Here is a 22,868-nt window from a genome sequence, read left to right as displayed (position 1 = left end):
CGCCCTCATGGCCTGAACCCCGCTCACACGGCCGGAAACCCCGCCACAATGGCCGGATTCTTACCGCTCAAACGGCCGACATCCACTTGACGGAACACATCGGTACCTGAAACCCCACAAGGCCGCCGCGTACCCGGTCACGCTGTCGGGCACGAAACGTTCGCATATCCTGCGATCCTCGATCGCGACCCGCACCGTCATGGACGACCCGCTCACCGTGCCCGGGTTCATCGAAGTGGACACCATCGCGCACTGCGGGCATTCGCTCAAAGGCGAGTTCCTGTGGACGCTGGACGGCACCGACCCCGTCACCGGGTGGGGCATGATGCGCACCGTGAAGAACAAGGCGTACGTGCACGTGCACAGCGGACTGGAATGGTTCATCGGCAAGGCTCCCGGCTACAGCTGGGAAGAGAAGGCTGCGAAGGAGGACCGCGACGTGCCAGCGAAAGGTCAACGACCACTCGCTGGGCGGTGGCCGGTACGTCGCCGCGACGACAGGGTCGATGTGGCAACCACAGTTGAACTGGGCACTCGCGGCATAGCCGGGTCAGTAGAACCTCTGCCCGTCGACCACCTGCTTCGACGCGGTTCCGAGGGGGCTCGTCCAGAAGACGCGCCACGGAACCTTTGTACCGTACTCGCGCACTTTCAACTCACGATATGGACCGGTCACGACGTCACGGTCCTCGTCAGCTTCGATCGTTCCAAGCTCGAAGATCTGCGAGCGAGGTTCTGTGTCCACCACCAATGTCACGTTGGCGGCCGACGTTAGGCCCCGGTGTCTGAGCGTGAACACCCAGCCGTCCTGATTCTCCAGGTGGTGGCTACCCTCCCACCGCACGTCACTGAACTCTGCGGCTCGCGCGTCGATCCTCTTCTGCAAATCGAGGGCCTCTGCGGTCATTCGGTTCGCACGATCTGCGCGCGTGTTTGCGCCCCACGCGTAGAACGCCAACGCCACTGCAGCAGCAGCCGCGACCACAGCGATGACGAATGCGGCGATGTCCATGCGCCGAGCCTATTGCGTGACCCTTCTTAACGAGGGAACAGCCATGCGAGCAAACCGATCAAACCGGGGATGGCAACTGCACACCACGCACCTACCGTCCCTGAGCGGGTCCATTGCCGGGCCCGCGCGGTTTCACGCTTGTCTGCGTCACGCTCAGTCTTCTCGGTCTCCGCATACTCGACGAGCTTGTCCAGCGATTCGATCTGACGTCTCTGCATCTCGTTCGCGGCGAAATGGATTGTCGATGCAAACTCAGCGACGGTTTCTTCCGTGGCGTTCGCATTGGACTCTAGCTTCCAGAGCGGCTTCATCCCGACTTCGACTCCAGCCAACTTAGCCACTCCCGCCGACGACTTACTGATCGCGTCGAATGTTGACTGCATCCTCTCGCTGAGGGGCGCGAGCATCGACTTCAGAGACTCTTGGATCGGCGCAAACATCTCGTCCTGGACCTCCAGCGCCTTCGAGTGCAGCGGGTTGCCCTCGTGTTCGACGATGTCGCTGAACTGGCTGAAGGTCATCCCATAGAGCGCGTCTTTGTCAGCGTCGCCCGTCGACTCACGCTTACGCGGCTCCCCAACGTTGAATGCGAGACGCTTCCGCTCCTGGTGCTCTTCGTCGTGTCCCTCCGGGTTACCGTTCGGCATGCGTTGGCCTCCGCCCCACGTTTGCTCGGTATTCAAGCCTACGAGCCGCCACCGACACCAAGAGAGCTTCCCGTGTCCGGCCGGGTCGGCCCCTCAGTAGGAGCATCACGACCAGGAGAACTCATGGCGGAGTCTGCCCATCTGTTTCCGGAAGCCCCGGGCTGAGCACCGGCGGACCATCACTGTCCGTCGTCGTGCAGATCGGCACACCGTGACCTACCGGGTGACAGCCGACCCTGACACGTGCATGCGGATCGAGCATTCCACGCAAACGAAGGGCGACTACGGGCACACGCACCACCACGACGCGATCATCTACATCAACCCCCGGATCCCCGCCCGACGTGCAACGAGTCACCCTCTGGCATGAAGTCGGAGCGATGGGGGGGTACCACCCCGACAACGGATTGAACCCGATCATCGTCACAACGTAGTTGGAGCTTGGAGGCGATACCGCCTATTGGCTAGGCCAGAGCCCTTGCGGCCCGTGTGTTCTGAGTCGAACCGCAAGAGTTCCATGGGCCTGACGGTGGGCTTGTGTCGAAGTCCACCTCGCGTGCCGCGCGTCGCAACTCGTGAAGTGCGGCCTGAATCCCGTCGTCAAGGGTGATCTCAGGGGTACCGCGCAACATGTTGTCTGCAATCCGGTCCCGTGCGGCGTCATCTGTTCTGGCGATCGCGATCGCCTCGTTCTGTATTCGGCCTCGTGTCATGCCGACATACAGCCCCGACGCATCCACCCCCGGCCCCACGATCGAAGCATCAGTCGTCTCTCCCTGAATGCCATGCACCGTCGACGCGTACGCGAGATGCACGTGCTCAGCCGCGTAATCCCGCGAAACCGTTCGAGTGTCGAGACTGTCACCAAGGCTGGCGAGTTCGAGCCCGCAGGCGGTGATTCGCCGAATCTTCCAGATCGCACGGTTCTCGACTTCCGCCTGACGGTCGTTCCGGCGCGTCTGGACGACATCCCCTTCCAGCAGCCGTTGCTCGTTCTGCCCGACAGCAATGCGCGAATCGCTCAACTCGCCGCGATCGACTCGACGTTGTTGAATGGCTTCGTTGATCGCGTCGGCTTCCTCATTCGTGTTCGTCACCAACGCAATCCGTCGCCGGACCGCCGCCCAGCGGAAGTACTCTTCGACCATCACGTCGCGCGCCTGCTCGTGATTGTCTACGCGATGGATCAGGCCGCGCTTGTCGAGCTCCAACGCAACCATGAGTGCTGCCTCTTTCGACGTGGGCTCCCGCAGGCGCAGCGTGAGCTCCGCGTACTCGGGATCGTGGAAGCGGTGCACCGCCGTCATCTCAACGACAGCGGTTGCGCGACGGGTCAGCGCGGCCATTGCTCCGGAATGACCGACTGGACGAGCTTGGAGGGGGTCCCCCACCATCGCGATGCCGGCCCCTGTGTCGGCAGCGACCGCCGCCAACGCGTTCGCGGCGTGCAAGTCGACCATGCCCGCCTCGTCCACCACGATTCGGTCACCAACACCCAACACAAAGCGACGCGGCCCCTCGAACACGCGGCCGGTGGTCGGGTCCGTTTGTCCGACGGACAGCCGCATCCACGCAGCGGCGCCGGCGTCGTCATGCCCCCACCGGAAGCCGTGATCGGCGAGCAGCGCGTGCAGGCTTGATGCCGACGTGCCAATCTCGCGACCGGCCACGGACGCTGCCTTCTTCGTTGGAGCAACCACGAACATCCGGCGGCCGCTGCGGTTGAGCACCGCTTTTGCGATACGCAACATGGTGGTCTTACCCGCCCCTGCTGGCCCGGTCACGGATGCGAGGCGGTCGGTTCCGCCGATCGCGGCAGCCGCCGCGAACTGTTGTTGATTCAGGTTGACGTGAGCCGGCAACGCGCGGGCTGCAGCATCCACGATCAACGCGTCGTCAGCGACGGCACCCGCCTGGGCCAGTGCGTCGAAGCGCGCTGCGAGATCGACCTTGAGCGTGGCGGTAGCGGCAGCCATGTACCCCTTTACATGCGCGGGACGATTTGGCTCCTCGAGCAGGTCGATCGTCAGCGTCAGCGCCCGGTCAGCCACCCGATCGATGGTCGGCTGCAGTTCCGAACGGTCAGCTACGGCGCCGGATGCCGCGACCGCGCGAATCGCACCGGCTCGGATGTCGAAGCCGCTGAAGCGCCCACCAGAAGCTGCAGACCGTGCATCCGCCTCCACAATCGCTCGCGCCGCAAGCAACCCGATGTCCACGTCGGTGATGGCGACCGAGCGCGGCGACACGGGCCGGCGAAGAGCCAGGATATGAGAGTCGACGTGTTGAAGCTCGTCAGCGATGAACTGCTCCCACTCGTGCTCATTGATCCCGCCCGGCTTGTTCGGGCGCGACTTCGCCCAAGCGAGCCTGTCGACCTGCTGCAACACGTCGGGCGACGGCTGCTGTCCGGGATGCTCGCCCCGCCACGCCGCGAGGAGCATCGCGCGATTCGCCTCGATCTGCGTGGACCGTCGCGACAGCGGGCGTACCGCGTGCGCGAGCTCCGCGATCTCCCCGTCTGCGCTTAGCGTGTATCCGTGCCGGGCGAGCGCGTCCACCCACTGCGGATCGGTGCGCGCGGCAAGCTCTCCCTCTGCGTTGATGACCGTGTGGAGCTTCATCGCTACGCGGGAATCGACGTTCGACCACTTGCCGTCTTCACCCAGCACCTTGACGTTCAACCACAGGTGCCGGTGGATGTGCGGGTCGAGCGCGCGCGATCGCCGGTGCCGCAGTTCGACCACCTCGACCCGCTGCAGTGGTTCCCGGATGCAGCCTCCTGCCCCTCGGCGCGCATTGAGCTCGCGACGCCATGTGGTGATGATCCGATCACGCATTCTGTCTTGCAACGCTTCGAACTCACGGGCGAGGTCCGGGTTGATCAGTGCGACGATGCTGTAGGTCTTCGGGGCGTTGATCGTGCCGTCCAGGACCAGGTCTGCGTCTGGCGACGATAGCTCGCGTCCACGACGCTCGCCCGTGTGGGGGTCGCAGCCGTCCACCCAGCGACGCAGCTGCGCCTCATCCAGTGAGTCAACGCCGATGACGTCGGCTTCGACCGTGAACCTCTGGACTCCGAGGTTGGCTGCGTCGCTGTACCCGGCCAGCGCGTCGATACCGGCCGCTGCGCGGAGATGAGAATCGCATGATCCTTGGAACGCGTACGCAAGCGCTTGTCGGACCCCGTGGGATCCAGCACCACGTTTCCAGCGTTCGAGCCCTCCACGCATGCACCCAGGCTACGCGCTAGTTGCGTAACTCGCTACGCATTCCACAGAAAGTGCCTGCGTGCATCATTCCAATCGCGGTCCGATCGTGATGGACTATGCACGTTCTACCCGCCGCTCGACGCCTCGACGAGAGAGCGCGCCATCACTTTGGATGGCTGCGATGTTGCTCGACGTATGCGGCGCGACTCGTGTCATGCGCCCGGCCCGAGCCGACGCTCGGCGACCTAGGCGATGTCCGGTGCATAGACGCTGAGCAATGTTCGCGTGAGCTGCTCCCCGCGAACAGCGATGGCGTCGAGTTCAGCGGCTTTCATGGGAGCGAAGTTCGTCGGGTATTTCTCAACCTGGCTACGCGGAACAAGATCTGCAAGCGGGACGGGCAGTCGCTCGTCTCGCATCCCGAGGTATACGTGGATGAACCCCCTCAGCTCAGCGTTCTCGCGAGCGGCGTGAATGCGGCTACGCGCGGCGTCCTGAGACTTGGTATGGGTGATGTCGAAGCTTTGCGACATTCGGCCCAGCAGGTACCGGGCTGCCGTCTTCTCCGCACGACCGCGTCCGGCATCGACCGCGACAATGTAGTCGAGGTCATAGACGTGGGAGTTGAACCGAGCCGACCGGCCAGGCAGCAGCGGTGCGAGTCCGAGGTTGTCATAGACGCCGCCATCGGTCATGGTCAGCTGCTCGCGGCGGCGTGTGCCGTCTCGGCGCTCAAACTCGTAGCCCCGTCGTAGCGCCGGGAGCAGTAGGGGGAAGGCGGCTGAAGCGGCGACAGCTTCCGCGACGGGGATGTCATCAAGGATTGTTCCGTACGGCGAGCAGGCGCTGATGACGCTCCCGAACCGTACGGCATTGCCGCTCCTCATGTCGGTCGCTGAGATCACGATGTCGGTGCGGGCATGCGTGGGGTTGGCGACAAGCTTGCGGCCGAATTGCCGCGCCGCCAATGCTTCAACGAGTGCGTCGGTGCGGGAGTAAGAACGCTGCCGCTGTGGGCCGAGCGCGCGGACGGCGCTCGCGATGGCTCGACCTGCTGCTCGAGGCGCGAACGCGCGTCGAGCGAGCTCAGCCTGCAGGCCCGTGCGGAGCAGCGCCGTCACGGTGTCGTCGAACTCGTCGAAGCGGTCCGGGCCATAGGCCCACATCGCGGTCAGGAGGCTTCCGCCGCTGATCCCGGACACCACAGCGACGTGGCGGAGAAGGTCGCGGTCTTGTAGGGCTCTCAGGCTACCGAGGCCGAACGCTGTCGCTCGGAATCCGCCGCCCGACAGCGCCAGTCCGATCCGCGGGCTCATCCTTCGGCTCCTCTGCTTCCGCGCGGTCCGTTGCCGCCGCGCAACGCGGGGTAGCCATATCCGCCCCGGAACCACTTCGCGGACGAGGTCACGTGCAGAGCGAGCAGCCTCGCGGGTTGGCGGGTGGCATTGCGATCGACAACGCGTGCGTATACGTCCGGAGGTGTTCCGTCCTCGAGCCAGCGCTCCCAGACCGTCGTTTCGCCGCCCAGAATGAGCATGAGGGACCGTCGGCTATGCCCACCCGAGGCGACGATGTCGGCCATGCCGGTCTCGTCGGTCGGGCTTGGCGACGCGATCCCGTAAGGGTGGGTGTGCCACATGCCGGCGAACCCGACGCGACTCGCCGTGGCGTCCCCGTAGGCGCTCACGATCTCTTGCGTCCCGTCAGTGCCGTGGTCGAAATACGCCGCTGAGAGATAGCTGTCCGGCGAGGGACCAGCGACCGTGTCCACGAACACGATCTGCGTCGCCTCGTCGAAGCTACCCAGCAGCATCCCGCCAGTCTCGATCCGAGGCCCTCGCACTCGACGCCCGCGGCGCGCTTCCGCACGCATCTCCGCGAGTGCGCGTGAGCTGATGCGGATCTCATTCTCTCCGGTCTCATCTGTGAGCGTCAGATCGTCGCTCCAGCTGAGCGTGACAGGCCGCGGGCCCTTCGCACCCGGCGCGAGGTCGCAGCCTACGGCTGTCATGGGGTCGGCGACTTCGCCCGCTACGAGGGCGATCGCGGACACGAACAAGGCGGAAGCCAGAGCGGTGGTCTCAGCGGCGGAACCGGTGAACGTGGGTGCAGAGCAACCCGGCTCGGGGAAGAACCGCTCGGTTCGAGGAGGATCGGGGAAGACATCGTCTGCGATGCTTTCCCAACCCGCTGGTGACGTCGTGGCGGTGTCGATGGCGAGTCGCCGGAGGATGTCGCACCCGCTGCCCGTTGCCCCTCGTCGTGAGATCGTCGCCACGCCGCGTTGAGCGGTGTGACCGAACAATGCGCTGATGGTGGTCGGCCACTGTTCACGAACGGCCAAGCGGGCTCGTTCGATGCCGACCCGGACTCCGATGTCGGCGGTGGCATCGATGATGAGGTCGTATTGCAGCAGGCTCTGCGGATCGGTGAGCACACCGGTGACGATGTTCGCCCGGGAGCTGGTGACGGTCAGATCTTGGCGGATTCGCGACAGGCGCCGCGCGAGTCGCTCCGCCTTGTTGTATCCGATGTCGACGTCTTCGTATGGCTGCCGGAGGAGGATCCCGGGCGTGACTGCGCCCTTGTCAATGAGGTGCAGCTGCGCGGCTCCGGCGCGGACGCAGTGTTCGGCAATGGGGGCGCCGAGAGCGCCGCAGCCCAGCACCAGTACATTCTTGTCTGCGAGCCACTGCGTCGGCGAGCCGGTGTCTCGCCGGCGCGTCACCTCCGGGCGTGCTTCGTGGATGACCATCCACTGCACGTTGGCAAACCCGAACCAGTCGTCCGCCAGCTCCCGGACCCGCTCATTGAGTTCGACATGTTCGGGCGCGATCTTCTCAAGCAGGCCGGTGATCTTCGTACCAAGGTCGTCGACGTGCCAACCGGTGATGTGGGCGAGGATCTCCCCCGACTCCAGACGACGCGCAGGTGTGCCCAAGAGCATCATCGTGGGCGCGGCGTCGCCGCCGTCAAGCGCCACACCGACGACCTTGTTGACGGTTCGCGCGCCAATGAGAGCCCTCAACAGCTCGTCGCGGCTGACCCCATACGCATCGAGCGCGGTCACGAGGAGCTTGGCCGTGCTCGGGTACTCCATGTCAAGTGTGTCACTCACCAGCACCAGCGGCGCTACAAACAGCGCGACTCCGTCTTCCTGCCGCGCCGGAAGCTGCCCCGCCGTGTACCGGTCGTACACCTGCTGGGCGGTGAGCCATTCGAGCACGTCCACCCGGTTGCCTCGCTGCGCGCACCATGCGTAGAGGAAGCGGACTCGGCCGGACCCGGAGGGCGACCAGGGAACGAGGTCGCCGAGGTCCGGGCGGACTATGACCGAACCGTTCCCGTAGGAGCTGTACGCGACTGGCGGATGGAGTGGCTGCCCGGCGGGGTCGAGGTCGGCAGCGGCCGCGCGCTGCAGCCAGAGATTGAGGCGAGCGACCAGTCCCCGCATCCCATCTGACGGATTCCACTCCACGGCGGGAGCCGCGTAAAGGCAGAGCAAACGTCCCCATTGTACGTGCGGGGTTCCCGCCCATCGCCGATGCGTGACGTACACGTCGGGGTGGATGTATGGGAAGGAGGAGTCGACCGCGATCTCGAACCGCTCGCGCGTGCGAAGCCGAATGCCGCCACCCTTGGTCTCGATTCCGGACGTGTCGAGGGAAACGGTGTAGGTGGTCAGTCCGTTCTCGTCGGGATCGACGCCCAGCAATTGGATGGCGCCATCGCTGATCTCGGCGAGTTCGGTCAGCTGACGGTGCGCAAGGTCACTCAATGCCGAACCCGACCGGTGTCTCGGGAGCGCGGCTGCCACCCCGGTCAACGCTCACCGCCATATCCACCCGCTCGGGGCCGGTGAGCGGCGCAACCGCGGCCGCCGACCGCGGAATCTCGCTCGCCACCGCGACGGCCGCCGCGGTGATAGCGGCGAACCGGCGCCCGACCGCGGAGGCAGCCAGCTCGACTACAGCCTCGGATGCGGCGGACTTCACGAGCTCACCGCGAATGATGCGGGCGCCAGCCGTGTCGACACCGAAGACGACCGGCGACGGTGCGCCCTCATCGACCCACGACATTGTGCAGATCACCTCGTCCGCAATCTCCTCGTACCGGTCTGCAGCCATCCGATGCGGCGGGTTGTGTCCGTCGACATCCTCATCTGGGAAGGTGCCGCTGCTGCACACGACGGTCCCACCGGTGCGCGCGTTCCGCTCGAAGGCGTTGAGGACGTCCATTTGCAGTTGCTCGGTACCGTCCGCGTCGCGCTTGTACATCACCCGCTTCGAACAGTGGTGCGGCGCCAGCAGCAGGTCCCACTCGAGGTATCGCTGACGGTTGTGGTACTCGCTGTAGTTGAAGACTTTCATGATGGTGTCGTGCGCGAGGTCGCCGAACAGCAGCACCTTGCCATCGACGCCGGTCTCGTCGGTGAGGGTCACCTGCATTGACAAGGAAGTCTCGTTCCGCGGTGCCGACGCATCATCCTTGAATGGCGCGTGAATGAATGCTTCGAACACGCCGCGACGATCATGACCGTCGAGCGTCGTCAGAGACTGTCCAGGCCACGCAAGGTACTCGTCGGGGAGCTCGTCGTACGCGTGCGAGCCATGACCGTCGTCGTAGCCCACGACCCGAATCCGATCGCCACTCGCCGGGACGCCGCCCGACTTGACGGCATCCATGGTCGCCGTGATGCGGCGTTCGGACTCTTCGCGGAACGCGACCGCGTCGCTGCACAATTCCGGAGCGTCCGCGTCGTTGTACTCCCGCCACAGTCGGGGTGTCGACCACAGTTCCCCGATGTTCACCTTCTCCAGTAGGTCCGCGAACCCGAGGCAGTGGTCCTTGTCGGCGTGGGTGAGCACGAACGTGGCGAGGTAGGGCGTTCCGTCGATCACCGGCAGCGCCTCGACGAGGCGATCCACGACCGCCACCTCCGGCGTGTCGGAGTCGTCCGCCTTGGCCATGTCGTGGATGTCCACCTGCATGACGACTTCGTCGTCGACAACCACCGTGGTGCTGTCCCCGGTGCCGACCGGCCAGAACACCACGCCGCGGGCCGGAAGCCCTTCAGATTCGCTCACGTCTACTTCTCCCCAGATGATCGAAACATCTCAAGCCACGCTACCTGGGGGCTCTGACACCGACGCTCCAGCCGCCATACGGCCAGAGATTCGGGACTGCCCGACAACGACTAGACCGAGCACGTCGGGGCGGCAGAACGTCGTGAGGTCACGATTGTCGGAAGTAGCGTGAGACACATCGAGGTCCTCCGCATGGGCAACGTAAGAACTCCCGCCCTCCGGGGACCTCAAGCCCTACCCGCCCACCATCACCCCGCGAGCCTCACCACACCGGATGTGCGAAGAGCCGACAATGCAGACCCCATTTCCAGATCGCACACTATCGTCACTCGATCGCCTGCCATGCGCGCCCTTGGCGGACCTAAAACGAATCCCTACTGATGACACCAGTCTCGGCCATCCGCGCGAGGAGCCGAAGCAATACCGCGGCCTGCTTCTCACTCGGAACGCCGCCGGCGCGCTGGCCGAACAATCGAACAAGATCGCCCTCCAAGGGCGACAGGTTTCCGGACTGAGCGACGCTCGCCCACGTCGCCGTCGGCACAGCCATCACCCTCGTCGCGTTTTCGATGCCCGCGTCCATCACGCGTTGCTTGCGTTCGTCTTTGATCGACGACAGTGCTTCCTCATGGCTGATGAGATCGGCCGCGATCGACGCGGGCAGTCGCATCTGCGACTTCGAAAACCGGTCCCAACACGCTTGCTGCTTGGCCCACTGCGTCACGTTCGCTTGCGGTCGACTGTCATCTGTCAGATGCAGTTGGGCGGCGTGGGCAACGTCGAGGAGCGCCGTCAGCGTGTTGTCGCTGATCGCCTGGCGCTCCCAAACCCGGCCGAAGTCGTACTTCGCGCCGCTGAACTGAATGTCGATCTGCAGTGCGAACCGGGCAATCGCGTAGGCGACGATATTCGCCAGGTAGCCCGGCGTCGATGTGTACCAATCCTGCCTGAGCACGGCGGATCGGAGTCGTTCGTAGAGGATCGCCTTACCGACGTTGCGTCGGAAGTAGCCCTCTCCGAACTGCGCGTCATCGCTCTCCCACTGCCTGTCGACGGCGACCGCGTAGTCCGCGAAGACGCTCTGGGCTCCCTTGCTCACTAGATGGGGCTTCTTTCCCCAGCAGTACGCGTACTTCGCCCAGTCGGTCTTCGTGACGCGCTGCGCCTTCGGATACTCGAGTTCGAACTTCTTCTGCTCGGACGGCGATCCGCGAGCGGCTCGATCGTTCTCCCATTGCCCTCGCGCTCGCTCGTAGTACCAGCCCGTCCGATACTGCTGTCCCTCCTTCGCCGGAGCACGAAGTCGTCGGCTGATCTGCTCCATCCGCACGTGGAAATCGTGAGTGGAGAACAAATCAGCCCCGCTGATCCGGTTCTGGCTGTTTGCAAACTTGGCGACCGCATGCACAACGCCGGATGCTTCGACTGGGTCGACGACGACGAGTTTCATCTGGACTGAGACTCCGTCGGCTTTGCGGTCCTTGCCAGCGCGGAGGAAGTGCGCGATCGACGCCGTGGTTTGTCCACCGTTGACGATCTGCCAGCCCCTGATCGACTTGATGAACGTGCCTCGGCGGACGTCGTCGACCTCGACGCTTATCGCAGTTGTCGTAAGGCCGTTGTTATATGCGAGAAAGCGGTCGGGGGCATCGCGCAACGTCTCTTGGATGCCTCGATTTACGGCGCCCCGGGCGCTGAGGAAGGTGCGGACGTTCGATTCGAGGAGCAGGCTGCCGTGCTGCTCGAAGATGTCTGCAAGGATCCTCGCCGGGAGCACGGCGAGATAGCTGGGCAGGGAGGAATCTGCGGAGGCTGCGATCAGAGACGGCAACCCGCTCGGCAACCAGCGCGTGAAGTCGATCTCGATGTCTTCACTACGGGATTCCGGTTGCGCTGCGTCCAGGATGCGCCGCTGGTCCCAGATCTCGTAGGCGGCTTTGACGCCGGCGACGGTGTCGCTATCAATCGTGCGGATGCGGTCGCTCATCACCCCATCGGTGATGAGCACGACTCGAATTCTGGAGACCATGCCCGAGCTGAGCCGTCGGCGGAAATAGTCGGCATACTCGGCCTCGCGGGACGACTGCTCGAGGTTCGCTCCGAGCCATCCGTCCGCAGCCGAGTCTACGAACCCTGTCGCCCTTCCGAACACTTCCTTGGCATCGGTCAAAGTGAGGGTCGAGTCGGTTCCGAAGTAGCGTCCTGCGAGGAGGGTCAATGAGTCGTCGGTGGCGTCCTCGGCGTAGCCGAGGAGTTCTAGTTTCCGGCCGCGGATTCCCCTGCACTGCAACGCCTCGACGTTCAGGTCGAAGACCTGCTCCGCGTCCTCCAGTCGACGCGCGTACACGCGTGCGAATGCCTCGACTTCAAAGGCGGTAGATCCCGCCGCCTCGATTTTGATCTCGTTGCGGAGTTCTTGCATTTGCTCGTCGGTCATGGCATAACCTCGAGGTCGTCGAAGCGTGCAGCGAATGCCTGCAGGGAGTCGAGTCTTAACGAGTACGCGACCTTCACAACTCCCGAAGGGATGTCGCTCTCTCGGATACCGGGAAAGCCCTCGGTGACGACGAACCGCAACCAGTCGCCGAGCAGGAACTGCCATTGTTCGTAGTATTCATCCGCGAGGTCCAGTCCAAGGACACGCACGGCCGCATCCCAAAGTTCTGCGACATCCCCGCCGTGAGTCGCGGCCAGTACACCGATCTCTCGTACCAGGTCAACGAAGCGGACGTCCGCCTCTGTCCCGATCGCAACCCTTTCCAGAGGAAGGACGACAAGGTCCAGGCCGTCTGGAAGCGGTGCAGTTTGCGCTGGCGAGGAGATGCGGATCTCTGCTGGCGGTCTGTGCGACGATTTCACCTCTATCGCGTTTCCGGCCGCGAATTCGAAGTCGTGGAGAGCGCCAAATGGCCCACCCCAGGCGTGGAAGACATCCCATGTGCGAGCCGCTTCACCGCCATGCAGGTGGAGCAGGAGAAGCAACTCTGCGATGAGCCCTCGGATCTCCTCCTCGCCCAGTCGATCGGGGCGCCGCTGGAAGAAGCGCTTGAACTCGTTGACTGCGGCCACGAGCAATCGGCCTGCATCAGCGGCATCGCGCGCTTCGGCGGTCCGCTCGAGGACGTAGTCGACGAGTTTCAGGAACAGCAGGCTGATGCCCAAGTCTGTGGACGCGATCCGTACGAAGTCGTCGGAGCCGATCCGGACGGTGGTAACGGAGAAGCCTCGTCCGTCCGGAACTATCTGGGTCGGATTGAGCGTGAGCTTTGCAAGCAGCGCGGGGCGGCCGTTGTGGTTCTGAGCGAGGAACGTGACGCGTGGGTGCGGAAGTTGGATCACCCGTTCGTTCGTGCCGCCCAGCGCTGCGGCGAACGCCCCGTAGTTCGCCGTGCTCATTCATCGTCTCCGGTATCAAGGTCGTCGCCGTCGTCCAGGTATCCGCGCATGTTGTTCCACCAGACCGTGTTCACCCAGAACTTCTGGACTCGGCGCGCGTTGATTCGCGCGGCCGCTTCGGCCACGTCAATGGCGGGGAAGGCGAGCACGACTGCAATGAGCGGGTCGCTCGGGAGGATGGCTACCTTCGGCGGTTCCCCCGTGATCTTGTCCGGCGCCGTCGTGATCGCGTACAGGAGGAGCATCGGGTGGCGGAGCTGCTGCAGCACCCGTTGCTCGGTGGTCTTCTCGTCAGGGCGGAGCGCCTCGTCGAGGGCGCGGTTCGCGTCCGGCGTCAGGGCCCCTGCGAGGTTCGTCGCGGTCGCGACTCGGCGGTTGCCGATCTCGATCGTTTGCCCGTCACTGCTGAGCGAGTTCCGGAGGCTGCTCTTGATCTTGATCCGGGGGGCGATCTCGACCTCTTCGGCGCCGCCCTGGACAAGAACGACGTCCCACGTCTCCGCCCCTTCCGCTTCACCAAGGTAGGGCGCGATCTGCGGCACTGACATTCCTGGCGCGAACCCAAAGAACGGATCGCGTCGGTCGGCACGGAACCGCGTGAAGAAGTCCTCGACGACCGCCAGCGGAACACCGCGCCAGGACGCATAGCCCGCAGCCGAGGGTTGCGAGGCAGAAGAATCGGCAAGACCGCGGACCAGATGGGCGGCTGCACGGCGATTCTGGTCCCGCACTTCCGGGCTCGCGTCCAGGTAGTACGACTCGAACTTGTTGCCGTGAATGAGCACATCACCGTTTGTCAGCTCGGCGTTCTGCCGCTTGTTGGCGGCCACGATCTCGAAACCGCCGGGGTGTGCGCGCACTCGAAGACCGAAGTCGCGCGGCGTCAATTCTTTGGCGCGCATCTCGATGAGCAGGTCGCGGAGTTCGTGCGTGACCTCCGCCGACCAGACGAAGTCCGCCTCCGTGGACTCCGGCATCCAGATTCTGACGAGGTCGTCGTAGCCGGGCCGGTAGCCGAACCAGCGGCCCATCTGCATCAGCGTGTCCATGGTGCGTGGTTCGCGAACGAAGTAGCTGACTTGGAGCCCATCAAGGGTGAGCCCTCGGGCGAGAACATCGCCACCGACGAAGATCGTGGGTCTGGCGTCTTCGGCTGCGCGCTGGTCAGCGGTCATCGCCCGTCGACGCTTGGCTCGTGCGGTCGCGGTGGCGCTGTTGACCAACTCGACCCGGATGTTTCCGGCGACAATCTTGAGGAAGGGGACGATGTCCTCCCAGCGTTCATCCTGCTTGTCGTCGCCGAACTCGATGGTCCACACCCTGCGCATTCTCGCGCCGAATGCACTGGCAGGCCGGCCCTCATCGCGGGCGAGATCGGCGGTGATGAGTCCGTTGACGGACATGGAGAACGCCTCGATCAGCTCGCTGAACTGTGCCTGGACGTCGTTAAAGCGCGAGACGTTTACGAGCATTGACGCGGCACTGGTCTTGCCGCGTCGACGGAGTAGGCGAATCGCCGTACCCAGGTAGAAGGTCAAGATGGCGTCTTCGAGGCTTCGGGGAAGCTCATCGACTGGATGGGTCTTCTTGTGCTTGATCGGCAAGAGGGCGAGGCAGTCCTCGACGTTCCGATGGATTGCGGGGTGCTCTCCGGTGAAGTAGCCGCCGATGCCCTGGTAGTTGCTCGGGCTGCTCATGACCCGGATATAGTCCGCAGGGAAGAGGTCCTGACCGAGGTCCTGACTCTCAGCCGTGTGGTCGATGAAGATGTTGGCAAAGGGTGTGGCGGTTATCCCGAGATAGGAGCTGCGGCGAGAAGTGTCGAGGAGCCTTCGGATCGCTGCATTGACCCGGGTCGGGTCTGTGTCGCTCCCCGTGTTCGGCGTTCCCCAGTCGGCTTCGTCGTCGATGAGCACGAGGGGCATGTCAAGGCGCCCGCCGTTCGTCTGCTGCTTGATGTAGGTCGTGACGTTCTGGATGACCTTGGCGTTCTTCTTGATGACCAGAACTGTCGGCAACGAGTCCTGGATCCAGTTCAGTCCCGCTCGTGTCTTGCCCTTGCTGAAGTCGCCGTCGACTGTGGTGAGCACGTTCGCGCGGATCGTCCGATCGAATTCGGCGACTCCGATCGGATCAAGTGCTGAGGTGGAGATGTTCTCGCCGATCCTGCTGGTGTCGTATCCGATGAGGTCGGAGTCCATTCGCACCTGCGTCTGACGGCGGAGGTCGTTCGTGTGCCCGCCGATCACGATGATGAGCCGGTACCCGTAGTCGATCGCCTTGTTCAGGATCCCGATGTATGTCGCGGTCTTCCCGGACTGCACTTCGCCAAGCAGTAAACCTCGCCGTGCCATGTCGTTCGGATCTGCAGGATCGCCGAGGAGCTCGACAACTTCATCCGTCTGCTCTGCCAAGTCCTCGATCACCGACTTTGCCCAGTCGCGCGAGACCAGGAGTTGATTGTAGGCGTTCCACCGCGCGTGGGAAACCGAGCCCCGGCGGTCGGCCAACCACTTCGTGAACGTCTTGGGGTCGTAGACGGTGCCGCCGCCGGCAAGCACGATCTCCTCCTCCTGCGTGATCTCCATGACGACTGCTGTGATCTCGGCTTCTTTGAGCTCTTTGAAGAAGAGTGCTGCGAGCTGGCTCGCGACCGCCGTGAGCTCGACGAAGTCGACCGAAGCGTTGCCTTCGACGAGCTGCTGCTTCAACGAGCGCTTCAGGCTCAGTTGCCGTTCACTCAGTGCCATCGAGATCCTCCTGCCAGATCTTGCGGACTACAGCGTCCAGGTCGCTCATGGTGCTGAACGGCTCCACGTGGGCAAGCATCGCAACCACTTCATCCACAGGCGGACGCGTATCCGTCGAGTCGCGGAAAACGCGGAGCGACTCGACGGCCGCATCGTCAGCCCGGTCCGCGGAGATCGGAGCGACATTCCCCGCCATCTCCGCGAAGAGGTCGTGCACCGGGAAGGCATCGGCAAGGGACTCGAGCAACCGGAGAACCCGCGAGGCATCGCCGGTCGGGAGTCCGCTGAGGAGAGCTGAGACGACGGGGTGCTCCAGGTTGACCTCGTAGCGGAACCCGTCGCGTTCTCGGATCTTCTCCCAGAGATGAACTGTCGGGGCGCCGCCTTCCCTGCGACCCCGGTAAGTATAGACCCGTCTGCCCTTCTCGATGACTCCGCTCATCAGCCTCCGAAGCTCCGTCTTGAAGGAGGCCGGAGGCTCTGCGCGCGACTTCTTGATATCGAGGTTCCAAAGGTAATCGATGGTGTTCGGCACATCCACCTGAACCCGGGTCTGCTTCGAGAGATCGTCCATCCGGGCGAGGCCATACCAGTGGCCGTGCGAGATCAGTCGCTCGTTCCGGTAGATGTAGAAGCCCTGCATCTCGCGCATGTGCTCGCCCAAGTCCGGCCGCCGCCGCTCGTCTGGTGTCAGACCGGACACGTGCGGCAGCGTGTAAGCCGTCACCTTCACCTCATCGCCGCCGATTGCGATCTTTTGCGTCGGCGATACCTGTGTCTTCGGATTCGAGGTGAGGAACGGGTCAAGCGGCTTGACTGTGTTGCCGTTCACGACGATCTGGATGCCGCCTTTCCTCGCGTGCAGGTAACGGTGAAACACGAGCGCAAGACTTTCGATCAACGGTTCGACCCGTTGCCTCACGAGCTCACCCGGGTCGGCAGCATCCCCGACGAGAAGGTCCAGTCGTTGCCAGAGGACAAGGGTTCCAGACTGTTGGAGGTCCAGTCGGTTCGCCCAGGGCAGCTTGCGCACTTCGATAGGCGCTAGCCGAAGAAGGCTCCACCGTCCGGAAGCCTTGATGTGATCGATATCCCAGCGAAGCGCAGTCCTCTCCCCGAGGTGCCTCGTGACGACGGTGAGGCACCGCGCTTGCGACAGCGACGCGGTCTTCAGTCCGAGTCCGAATCTGCCGAGGTCCGAGCTCGTCCGCTCACCGACAGACCCCGCGAGCCGCAAGGCCTCGACCGCAGCATCGGGCGCGATCCCCTTGCCGTCGTCCAGAATCGCGACGTAGTCGCCCGAAGCCGGCTCTAGGTCAATGTCGATGTGCCGAGATCCGGCAGCGATGCTGTTGTCGATCAAGTCGGCGATAGCGGCCTCGAGAGAATAGCCCACAGACCGCATTGACTCGAGCAGATCGATGCTCGGGGCGACGTCTTCCTCCAACACGCCGACCTCCACATCTGATCACGTCGGACACTGCCACCATTCTGGTCGGTGGCACCGACATAGCGTTCACGACTGCCCGAGATGTCCAGGCGAGAGGATCTTCGCAACCTCGATGTTCGGATCGATCGAGGGATACGGTGCTCGTGCGAAAGACTTGAACAGGGCGGTGAAGATGGCCTCGGCACCCTTCACGGGGACCGCCATTCCGACTTGCTTGCGGACACTGTCCTTGAGTCCTTCGAATATGAAATCGTCGGGGAACGACTGGAGTCGGGCCTTCTCCCGATTCGTCAGGGCTCGGCTGGCCGACCAGTGGTACATGTGCGAACCGCCACCGCCCGCGCCTGTGACTGTGTACGCGGGCTTATCCGGCTCAAGTCGCTTATAGATCGTGCTGATCGTGGTCTTGGTCTTGATACGGAGGTGTTTGGGCAAGACCTTGACCACTCGCGGGGAGAAGGCGTGCTCGCCCGGATATATGTGGTTCAGCCGGTCGACGACATTCTTGGACTGTCTCGTGAACTCGTGGTTCGGTGCGCGACGATCGATCGGCGGCGAGGTGATTCCCGTTCGGGCGGTGACGTCCACGTCCTTGTATATCTCGGGCGACGGCACGCGGAACTCGACGTCGATGTCTTCCCGAATGCCGACAATCACAATCCGCTGACGGCGCTGGGGGACCCCGTAGTCGTCGAACGAGTACAGGTGCGGGACGATCGTGTAGCCAGGACCGTCATCGGGCCTTTGGAGGTGTTCCAGGATCTGCTTGAAGGCACGCCCCTCGTTCGCACCGCGGAGGCCTGACACGTTCTCGGCGACGAACCACTTGGGCTTCTTCGATGCGAGCACCTTCACCCCGTAGGAGTACAGCGGTCCGTATGTACCGGCCAGCCCCTTCCACTCTCCAACGAGGCTGTAGTCGTTGCAAGGGAAACCGAAGGCGAAGCCCTCGATGTCGCCAAGTGCATCGATGTCGAGGTCGTGCACGTTCTGATGGACGATTCCTCCGCCACCGACAGGCAATTCGGTCGACGAATCGACGACCTTTGCATCCTCACCATATTCGGGTACAAGGATGTTGCGGCGGTAGGTTCTGCAGGTGTCGAGGTCGTAGTCATTCGCCCAAGCATGCAGAAGCTCGACACCCTCGGTTGCCTGCGCCGCGAGCCGGGCTCCGAGAGCCATGCCTCCGGGGCCGCTGAAGAGCTCCCCCATCCGGAAGGACTCGGACACGATCAACTCCTCGGTGGGTTTGTCTGTGAAGTCGGACTCTGAATTAGCAGCCTACCGGGTACATCGACATCACGCAGCGACGCAGCGCCGAGTTCGCTCCGAAGGCACCCCGAATACTAGTTCGAGGGTACGACATCGTCGATTCGGCGTAGCGTTGTGAGATGTCGTGGGCGAGCTCGGACGGATCACGCCGATCGATGCAAGGGAATCGGCGTCGAGACACATCGCCCGAGCTTGCCATCCGAAGACGCATCCACGCGGCAGGACTCCGCTACCGAGTCGACTTCGCACCGCTCGGAGGGCGGCGTAAGGCGGACATCGTGTTCACCCGCAAGCACATCGCAGTCTTCATTGATGGATGCTACTGGCACAGCTGCCCCGAGCACGGGACCTTGCCCAAGCGGAACAGCGAGTACTGGCTGCCGAAACTCCAGCGGAACGTCGAACGCGACCGCGAAACCACCGGGCTACTGCAGGAGGCTGGGTGGATCGTGATGCGGTTCTGGGAGCACGAGGCCGCGGACGATGTCGTGAGGCGCATCAAGGCCGCCGTCCTATGAGCGGATGCCCACTCACCTGAGCGGATGCCCACGGGCCTTGACCCTCGATCGTGGACACGGTGTCGGTTCGGTTATGCCGCTTCCGCGAGGGTAGCGGACGTGGCGGCTGCGTGGGCGGCCTCGTAGCTGTTCGGGGTGATCTGGCCGATCGCGGAGTGGCGTCGGCGAGTGTTGTAGCGGCTCGCCCATCGGAACACGGCCCGGTAGGCGGTGGCCTGGTCAGGGAACGCCGACCGTCCCTCGAGCAGCTCCCGTTTGAGCGCCGCGTTGACGCTCTCCGCCAGCGAGTTGTCGGCACTCGATCCGATCGCGCCCATGGACTGCGTCACCTTCAGCTCCTTGCAGAGCGCGGCGTAGTCCTTCGACGTGTAGACGCTGCCGTGGTCGCTGTGGAAGATCGCGCCGGCCAGTGAGCCGCGGTCGCGGGCCGCGGCGCGGAGGGCGTCTTCGACGAGTTCGGTGCGCATGTGGTCGGCGATCTGCCAACCGGCGAGCTTGCGGGACCCGAGGTCGATGCAGGTCGCGAGATACAGGTTCGAGCCGTCCGCGATGGGGAGGTAGGTGATGTCGCCGACGTAGCGACGGTTCGGCTCACCGATGCTGAAGTCCCGTCCGATCAGGTCGGGGTACTTGCGTCCGGACTGGTCCGGGATCGTGGTCTTGACCCGCCGGCGCAGCCGGATCCCCGCGAGCTGGTGTTCCCGCATCACGCGGGCGACTCGCTTGTGATTCACCCGTTCCGTGGGCGTCGCGCCGTCGTTGAGGTCGGCGGTGATCCGCGGCGCCCCGTAGGCGCGGTCGCCACCCTGAGCGGGGTCTTGCAGCACCCGGATCCGCTCGGCGAGAGCCGCGTCCTCCGCCGCTCTCGCGGCCCGTCCCGGGGCGGCTGCGAGCCAGGCGTAGAACGACGACCTGGCGATCTCGACGACCTCACACAACCGCTTCACGCCGTAGGCGTCCTTGTGGTCCTCGACGAACTGGAAGCGGTTCACCAGTTCGTCTCCCCGGCGAAATACTTCGCCGCCTGACGGAGAATGTCCCGCTCCGTCTCGAGCTTCAACTTCTCCGCCTTCGACTCGGCCAGCTCGGCCTCCAGCCGTGCGATCCGCGCCGCCTGGGACTCCGGCCGACGACCCACCGGCACCGGCCCTGCCCCCGCGGTCGTGGTCCCGGAGCTGTGCTTCTCGACCCACTCCCGCAGCGCACCGCGGGAGACCCCGAGGTCTGCCGCGATGCCCTTCAACGTCGCCCCAGGCGTGGACTCATACAAGTCCACCGCCCGCTGCCGGAACTCGTCCGTGTAGTTCTTCCTAGCCATCCCCTGGATTCTCGCTTCCCCAGCAACGTGCTGGAATCAGCGTGTCCAAGATCAGGGGTCAAGCGCCCACTCACCTTTCGACACCGTGCGGCTCGTCTGGGCGCGTGAGGAGTGAACCCGCAGGCACGAGGTCCTCTGAGTCTCCACGCGAAACTCGCACGGTACCTTTTCGGCGGCGAGGCTACGATGGGTGCTGGGAGGCGAGTTTGGCTGAGATGTCGGCGTGGCGGGTGAATGATGTCGTCGCGTACGACCGCTTGCGCGCGGCTGCCACGTCGCTCACGGCGTTGTTACTCGGTTCTGCGCTGCCTCATGATGTTGCCCGTGCCGAGGTGATTCAGCTGCGCCGCGATCTGCTCGCTGTCGACGGCTTCGATCGCACTGCCGTCGATGAGCTCGCGGGGCGTGTCAGTGAGAGGATCCGCGACCTCGCGGGTGGGCGCTCATGACGGGCTCGGATCTGAGTGAGGATGCCCGGCGCGAGATCTTCGAGCGCAAGATCGTGCCGCTCTACTTCGCACCGGGATCGGCGGACGATGAGCCGGTGCTGGTGCTGTTGGCAGCGCAACTGGGTGCCGGGCGAGCACGCGCCGCGGCCGCGCTCGTCGCAGAGTCTGGTGGCACGCTCAGCGCTCTGCATGGTGACGACCTCCGCGCGTTCCACCCGGGCGCGGTCGAACTGATGAGATCCGGTTCGCAAGAGGCCGCCGCGGGCCTCGATCGGGCGACGGCATCGTGGGTCAGCGCGGGCATCCGGTATGCGCGCGAGCATAGGCGCTCTCTGCTTCTGGATGGCACCTTCCCGGACCCAGCGCTTGTGGCGGCAACCGCGGAGCGCTTCGCCGATGCGGGTTTCCGCACGCGTGTGGTCGTGGTGGGGTCGCGACGGGCGGAGAGCCTGTTGACGGTGACGTCGCGTTATCTGCGGGACGTGCAGGCGGGTGTTCCTGCCCGTTTCACCAGCCGCGAGGCCCATGACAGCGGATTCGACGCGACTCGTGTTCTGGTCGCAGCGCTGGAGACGACACCATTCACGGACCGGCTGACTGTTCTGGACCGAGGCGGTCGTGCCGTGTTCGACGGCCAGCGCTCGGATGGAGAGAACGCCTTCACCGGAGCCCGCGATGCGCTGCTCGCGGCGCAGTCGACGCGCATGGGTCGCCGGGATGCCACGCAGTGGTTGAGTGAGTTGCACCATGTCACCGAGTTCGCGGCATCCCGTCGTGATCTCCCCGTGGGAGTCACGGAGGCGCTGGTGGATCTTCATGAGACCGCGTTGCGCGAGGTCATCCCGGAACTGCACGTCCCCGCCAACGGGAAGTTCGCGACCTTGATCGAGCAGCGCACCGTCGCACGCCTGGTGGCGCTGCGGCGCGATGTGCAGCGCGAACATGAACAGCCGGATGTCGCGGCGCCCATACTCGTGCCGCGCGGGCCCGACCGCGACGGTCCGACCCGATGAACCGACTCATCGGTTACACGCGCGACCTGTCCGGCGGAAGCGGAACGCAGGCGGATGTCGATGCGCTGGCGGGCGCGGGAGCGAGACGCGTCTTCACCGATATCGAATCAGCGGATGTGCGTATGCGGCCGGGGCTGCGGGACTGTCTCGCGCTTCTGGAGACAGGTGACGTGCTGGTCGTGCCGAGTGCGGCTGCGCTGTCGCATACCGTTGCGCACTTCCTGGCCACGGTCGACGCCCTTGCCCGTCGCGGGGTCGGGTTTCGCTCGCTGGCGGAGCCGGCGCTGTGCACAGGCGATGTCGCGGATCCGGCGGAGGTGTTCGCAGCGCTGGAGTCGTTGCGACGACGGTTGACGAGTCTGCAGACACGTGCCGGCATGGCATCAGCTGCCAGCGAAGGGCGCCGACCGGGCAGGCCCACTGTGATGACGCCGGAACGGATCGCGATGGCCGTAGAACTGCGCAACCTCGGCCGTCCCATCACTCACATCGCGCGCGTGCTCGGGGTGAGCGCGAACGCCGTCAAGCGCGCACTCGGGGCGACAGCGGAGACTCCGGTCACCGTCCGGCGCGGTGACCTGGCCGAGTAGCGCGCGGACTACCTGCCGATTTCGCTGGCCCTGCGGCGCCAGATCGGCGTGTGACGCGCGACCTTCTGCCACGCCACCGCTACTGCACCCGCCTGTCGCGCACCACGCTCTCGACCATTCCTGGGCGGCTTCCTGGCAAGTGGCTACGGGA

General features: G+C 64.5%; 16 protein-coding genes. 4 read left to right on the top strand and 12 right to left on the bottom strand.

Annotated elements, in window-relative coordinates:
• Positions 1-550: 550 nt before the first annotated feature.
• From ABD705_RS03130 to ABD705_RS03080, 11 genes are all read right to left on the bottom strand, one after another.
• A complete protein-coding gene (locus ABD705_RS03130) occupies positions 551-1,012 on the bottom strand; it encodes a hypothetical protein (protein WP_344780396.1) in 462 nt (153 codons plus the stop codon).
• A 26-nt stretch (positions 1,013-1,038) separates the two neighbouring features.
• Entirely contained in the window at positions 1,039-1,659 is a 621-nt protein-coding gene (locus ABD705_RS03125) for a BAR domain-containing protein (RefSeq protein WP_344780394.1), read from the bottom strand.
• Positions 1,660-2,123: 464 nt separating this feature from the next.
• The gene (locus ABD705_RS03120) at positions 2,124-4,892 is read right to left on the bottom strand and encodes an AAA family ATPase (protein ID WP_344780392.1); all 2,769 of its coding nucleotides are present in this window, start codon (positions 4,890-4,892) and stop codon (positions 2,124-2,126) included.
• A gap of 224 nt (positions 4,893-5,116) precedes the next feature.
• Positions 5,117-6,187, bottom strand: a complete 1,071-nt coding sequence (locus tag ABD705_RS03115) for a patatin-like phospholipase family protein (RefSeq protein ID WP_344780390.1) — start codon at positions 6,185-6,187, stop codon at positions 5,117-5,119.
• Positions 6,184-8,649, bottom strand: coding sequence for an anti-phage 6A-MBL system cap2_3 protein (gene cap2-3, locus ABD705_RS03110; protein ID WP_344780388.1), 2,466 nt, complete (start codon positions 8,647-8,649; stop codon positions 6,184-6,186). The genes ABD705_RS03115 and cap2-3 overlap by 4 nt, the downstream gene beginning before the upstream one ends.
• Positions 8,642-9,922 (bottom strand): anti-phage 6A-MBL system MBL-fold protein, encoded by a 1,281-nt coding sequence (mblB, locus tag ABD705_RS03105; RefSeq protein WP_486341548.1) that lies wholly within the window; start codon positions 9,920-9,922, stop codon positions 8,642-8,644. The genes cap2-3 and mblB overlap by 8 nt, the downstream gene beginning before the upstream one ends.
• 397 nt (positions 9,923-10,319) lie before the next feature.
• Positions 10,320-12,395 carry an AIPR family protein gene (locus tag ABD705_RS03100; protein WP_344780384.1) on the bottom strand — a complete coding sequence of 692 codons (2,076 nt, stop codon included), beginning with the start codon at positions 12,393-12,395 and terminating at the stop codon, positions 10,320-10,322.
• Positions 12,392-13,354 (bottom strand): PD-(D/E)XK motif protein, encoded by a 963-nt coding sequence (locus tag ABD705_RS03095; RefSeq protein WP_344780382.1) that lies wholly within the window; start codon positions 13,352-13,354, stop codon positions 12,392-12,394. The genes ABD705_RS03100 and ABD705_RS03095 overlap by 4 nt, the downstream gene beginning before the upstream one ends.
• The gene (locus tag ABD705_RS03090) at positions 13,351-16,104 is read right to left on the bottom strand and encodes a Z1 domain-containing protein (RefSeq protein WP_344780380.1); all 2,754 of its coding nucleotides are present in this window, start codon (positions 16,102-16,104) and stop codon (positions 13,351-13,353) included. Before ABD705_RS03090 ends, ABD705_RS03095 begins: the two co-directional genes overlap by 4 nt.
• The gene (locus ABD705_RS03085) at positions 16,091-17,554 is read right to left on the bottom strand and encodes an ATP-binding protein (protein ID WP_344780378.1); all 1,464 of its coding nucleotides are present in this window, start codon (positions 17,552-17,554) and stop codon (positions 16,091-16,093) included. The genes ABD705_RS03090 and ABD705_RS03085 overlap by 14 nt, the downstream gene beginning before the upstream one ends.
• Before the next feature lie 66 nt (positions 17,555-17,620).
• A complete protein-coding gene (locus ABD705_RS03080) occupies positions 17,621-18,787 on the bottom strand; it encodes a DNA cytosine methyltransferase (protein ID WP_344780376.1) in 1,167 nt (388 codons plus the stop codon).
• A gap of 161 nt (positions 18,788-18,948) precedes the next feature.
• On the opposite strand from ABD705_RS03080, the gene ABD705_RS03075 reads away from it, so the two are divergent.
• Positions 18,949-19,347: a very short patch repair endonuclease gene (locus ABD705_RS03075; RefSeq protein WP_344780374.1), complete on the top strand. Its 399-nt coding sequence runs from the start codon at positions 18,949-18,951 to the stop codon at positions 19,345-19,347.
• Positions 19,348-19,418: 71 nt separating this feature from the next.
• Here the strand turns inward: ABD705_RS03075 and ABD705_RS03070 are convergent.
• Positions 19,419-20,665, bottom strand: a protein-coding gene (locus tag ABD705_RS03070; RefSeq protein ID WP_425562017.1) for an IS3 family transposase whose coding sequence is annotated in 2 segments (ribosomal slippage) — positions 19,419-20,356 and positions 20,356-20,665 — 1,248 coding nt in all. Because the reading frame shifts where the segments join, the coding sequence is not laid out codon by codon here.
• A 230-nt stretch (positions 20,666-20,895) separates the two neighbouring features.
• Between ABD705_RS03070 and ABD705_RS03065 the strand changes: the two genes are divergently transcribed.
• From ABD705_RS03065 to ABD705_RS03055, 3 genes are all read left to right on the top strand, one after another.
• Positions 20,896-21,114, top strand: coding sequence for a hypothetical protein (locus ABD705_RS03065; protein ID WP_344780370.1), 219 nt, complete (start codon positions 20,896-20,898; stop codon positions 21,112-21,114).
• A 95-nt stretch (positions 21,115-21,209) separates the two neighbouring features.
• Complete coding sequence (locus ABD705_RS03060) at positions 21,210-22,127, top strand: zeta toxin family protein (RefSeq protein ID WP_344780368.1); 918 nt, start codon at positions 21,210-21,212, stop codon at positions 22,125-22,127.
• Entirely contained in the window at positions 22,124-22,717 is a 594-nt protein-coding gene (locus tag ABD705_RS03055; RefSeq protein WP_344780366.1) for a recombinase family protein, read from the top strand. Before ABD705_RS03060 ends, ABD705_RS03055 begins: the two co-directional genes overlap by 4 nt.
• Positions 22,718-22,868: the final 151 nt, after the last annotated feature.

The organism is Microbacterium kribbense (genome assembly GCF_039537285.1).
GTDB classification, from domain to species: domain Bacteria; phylum Actinomycetota; class Actinomycetes; order Actinomycetales; family Microbacteriaceae; genus Microbacterium; species Microbacterium kribbense.
This window is presented reverse-complemented; position numbering and strand designations above follow the sequence as displayed.

Coding starts and splice junctions, on each gene's coding strand:
- ABD705_RS03130 (WP_344780396.1), bottom strand. CDS start 1,012: ATGGACATCGCCGCATTCGTCATCGCTGTGGTCGCGGCTGCTGCTGCA.
- ABD705_RS03125 (WP_344780394.1), bottom strand. CDS start 1,659: ATGCCGAACGGTAACCCGGAGGGACACGACGAAGAGCACCAGGAGCGG.
- ABD705_RS03120 (WP_344780392.1), bottom strand. CDS start 4,892: ATGCGTGGAGGGCTCGAACGCTGGAAACGTGGTGCTGGATCCCACGGG.
- ABD705_RS03115 (WP_344780390.1), bottom strand. CDS start 6,187: ATGAGCCCGCGGATCGGACTGGCGCTGTCGGGCGGCGGATTCCGAGCG.
- ABD705_RS03100 (WP_344780384.1), bottom strand. CDS start 12,395: ATGACCGACGAGCAAATGCAAGAACTCCGCAACGAGATCAAAATCGAG.
- ABD705_RS03095 (WP_344780382.1), bottom strand. CDS start 13,354: ATGAGCACGGCGAACTACGGGGCGTTCGCCGCAGCGCTGGGCGGCACG.
- ABD705_RS03090 (WP_344780380.1), bottom strand. CDS start 16,104: ATGGCACTGAGTGAACGGCAACTGAGCCTGAAGCGCTCGTTGAAGCAG.
- ABD705_RS03075 (WP_344780374.1), top strand. CDS start 18,949: ATGTCGTGGGCGAGCTCGGACGGATCACGCCGATCGATGCAAGGGAAT.
- ABD705_RS03055 (WP_344780366.1), top strand. CDS start 22,124: ATGAACCGACTCATCGGTTACACGCGCGACCTGTCCGGCGGAAGCGGA.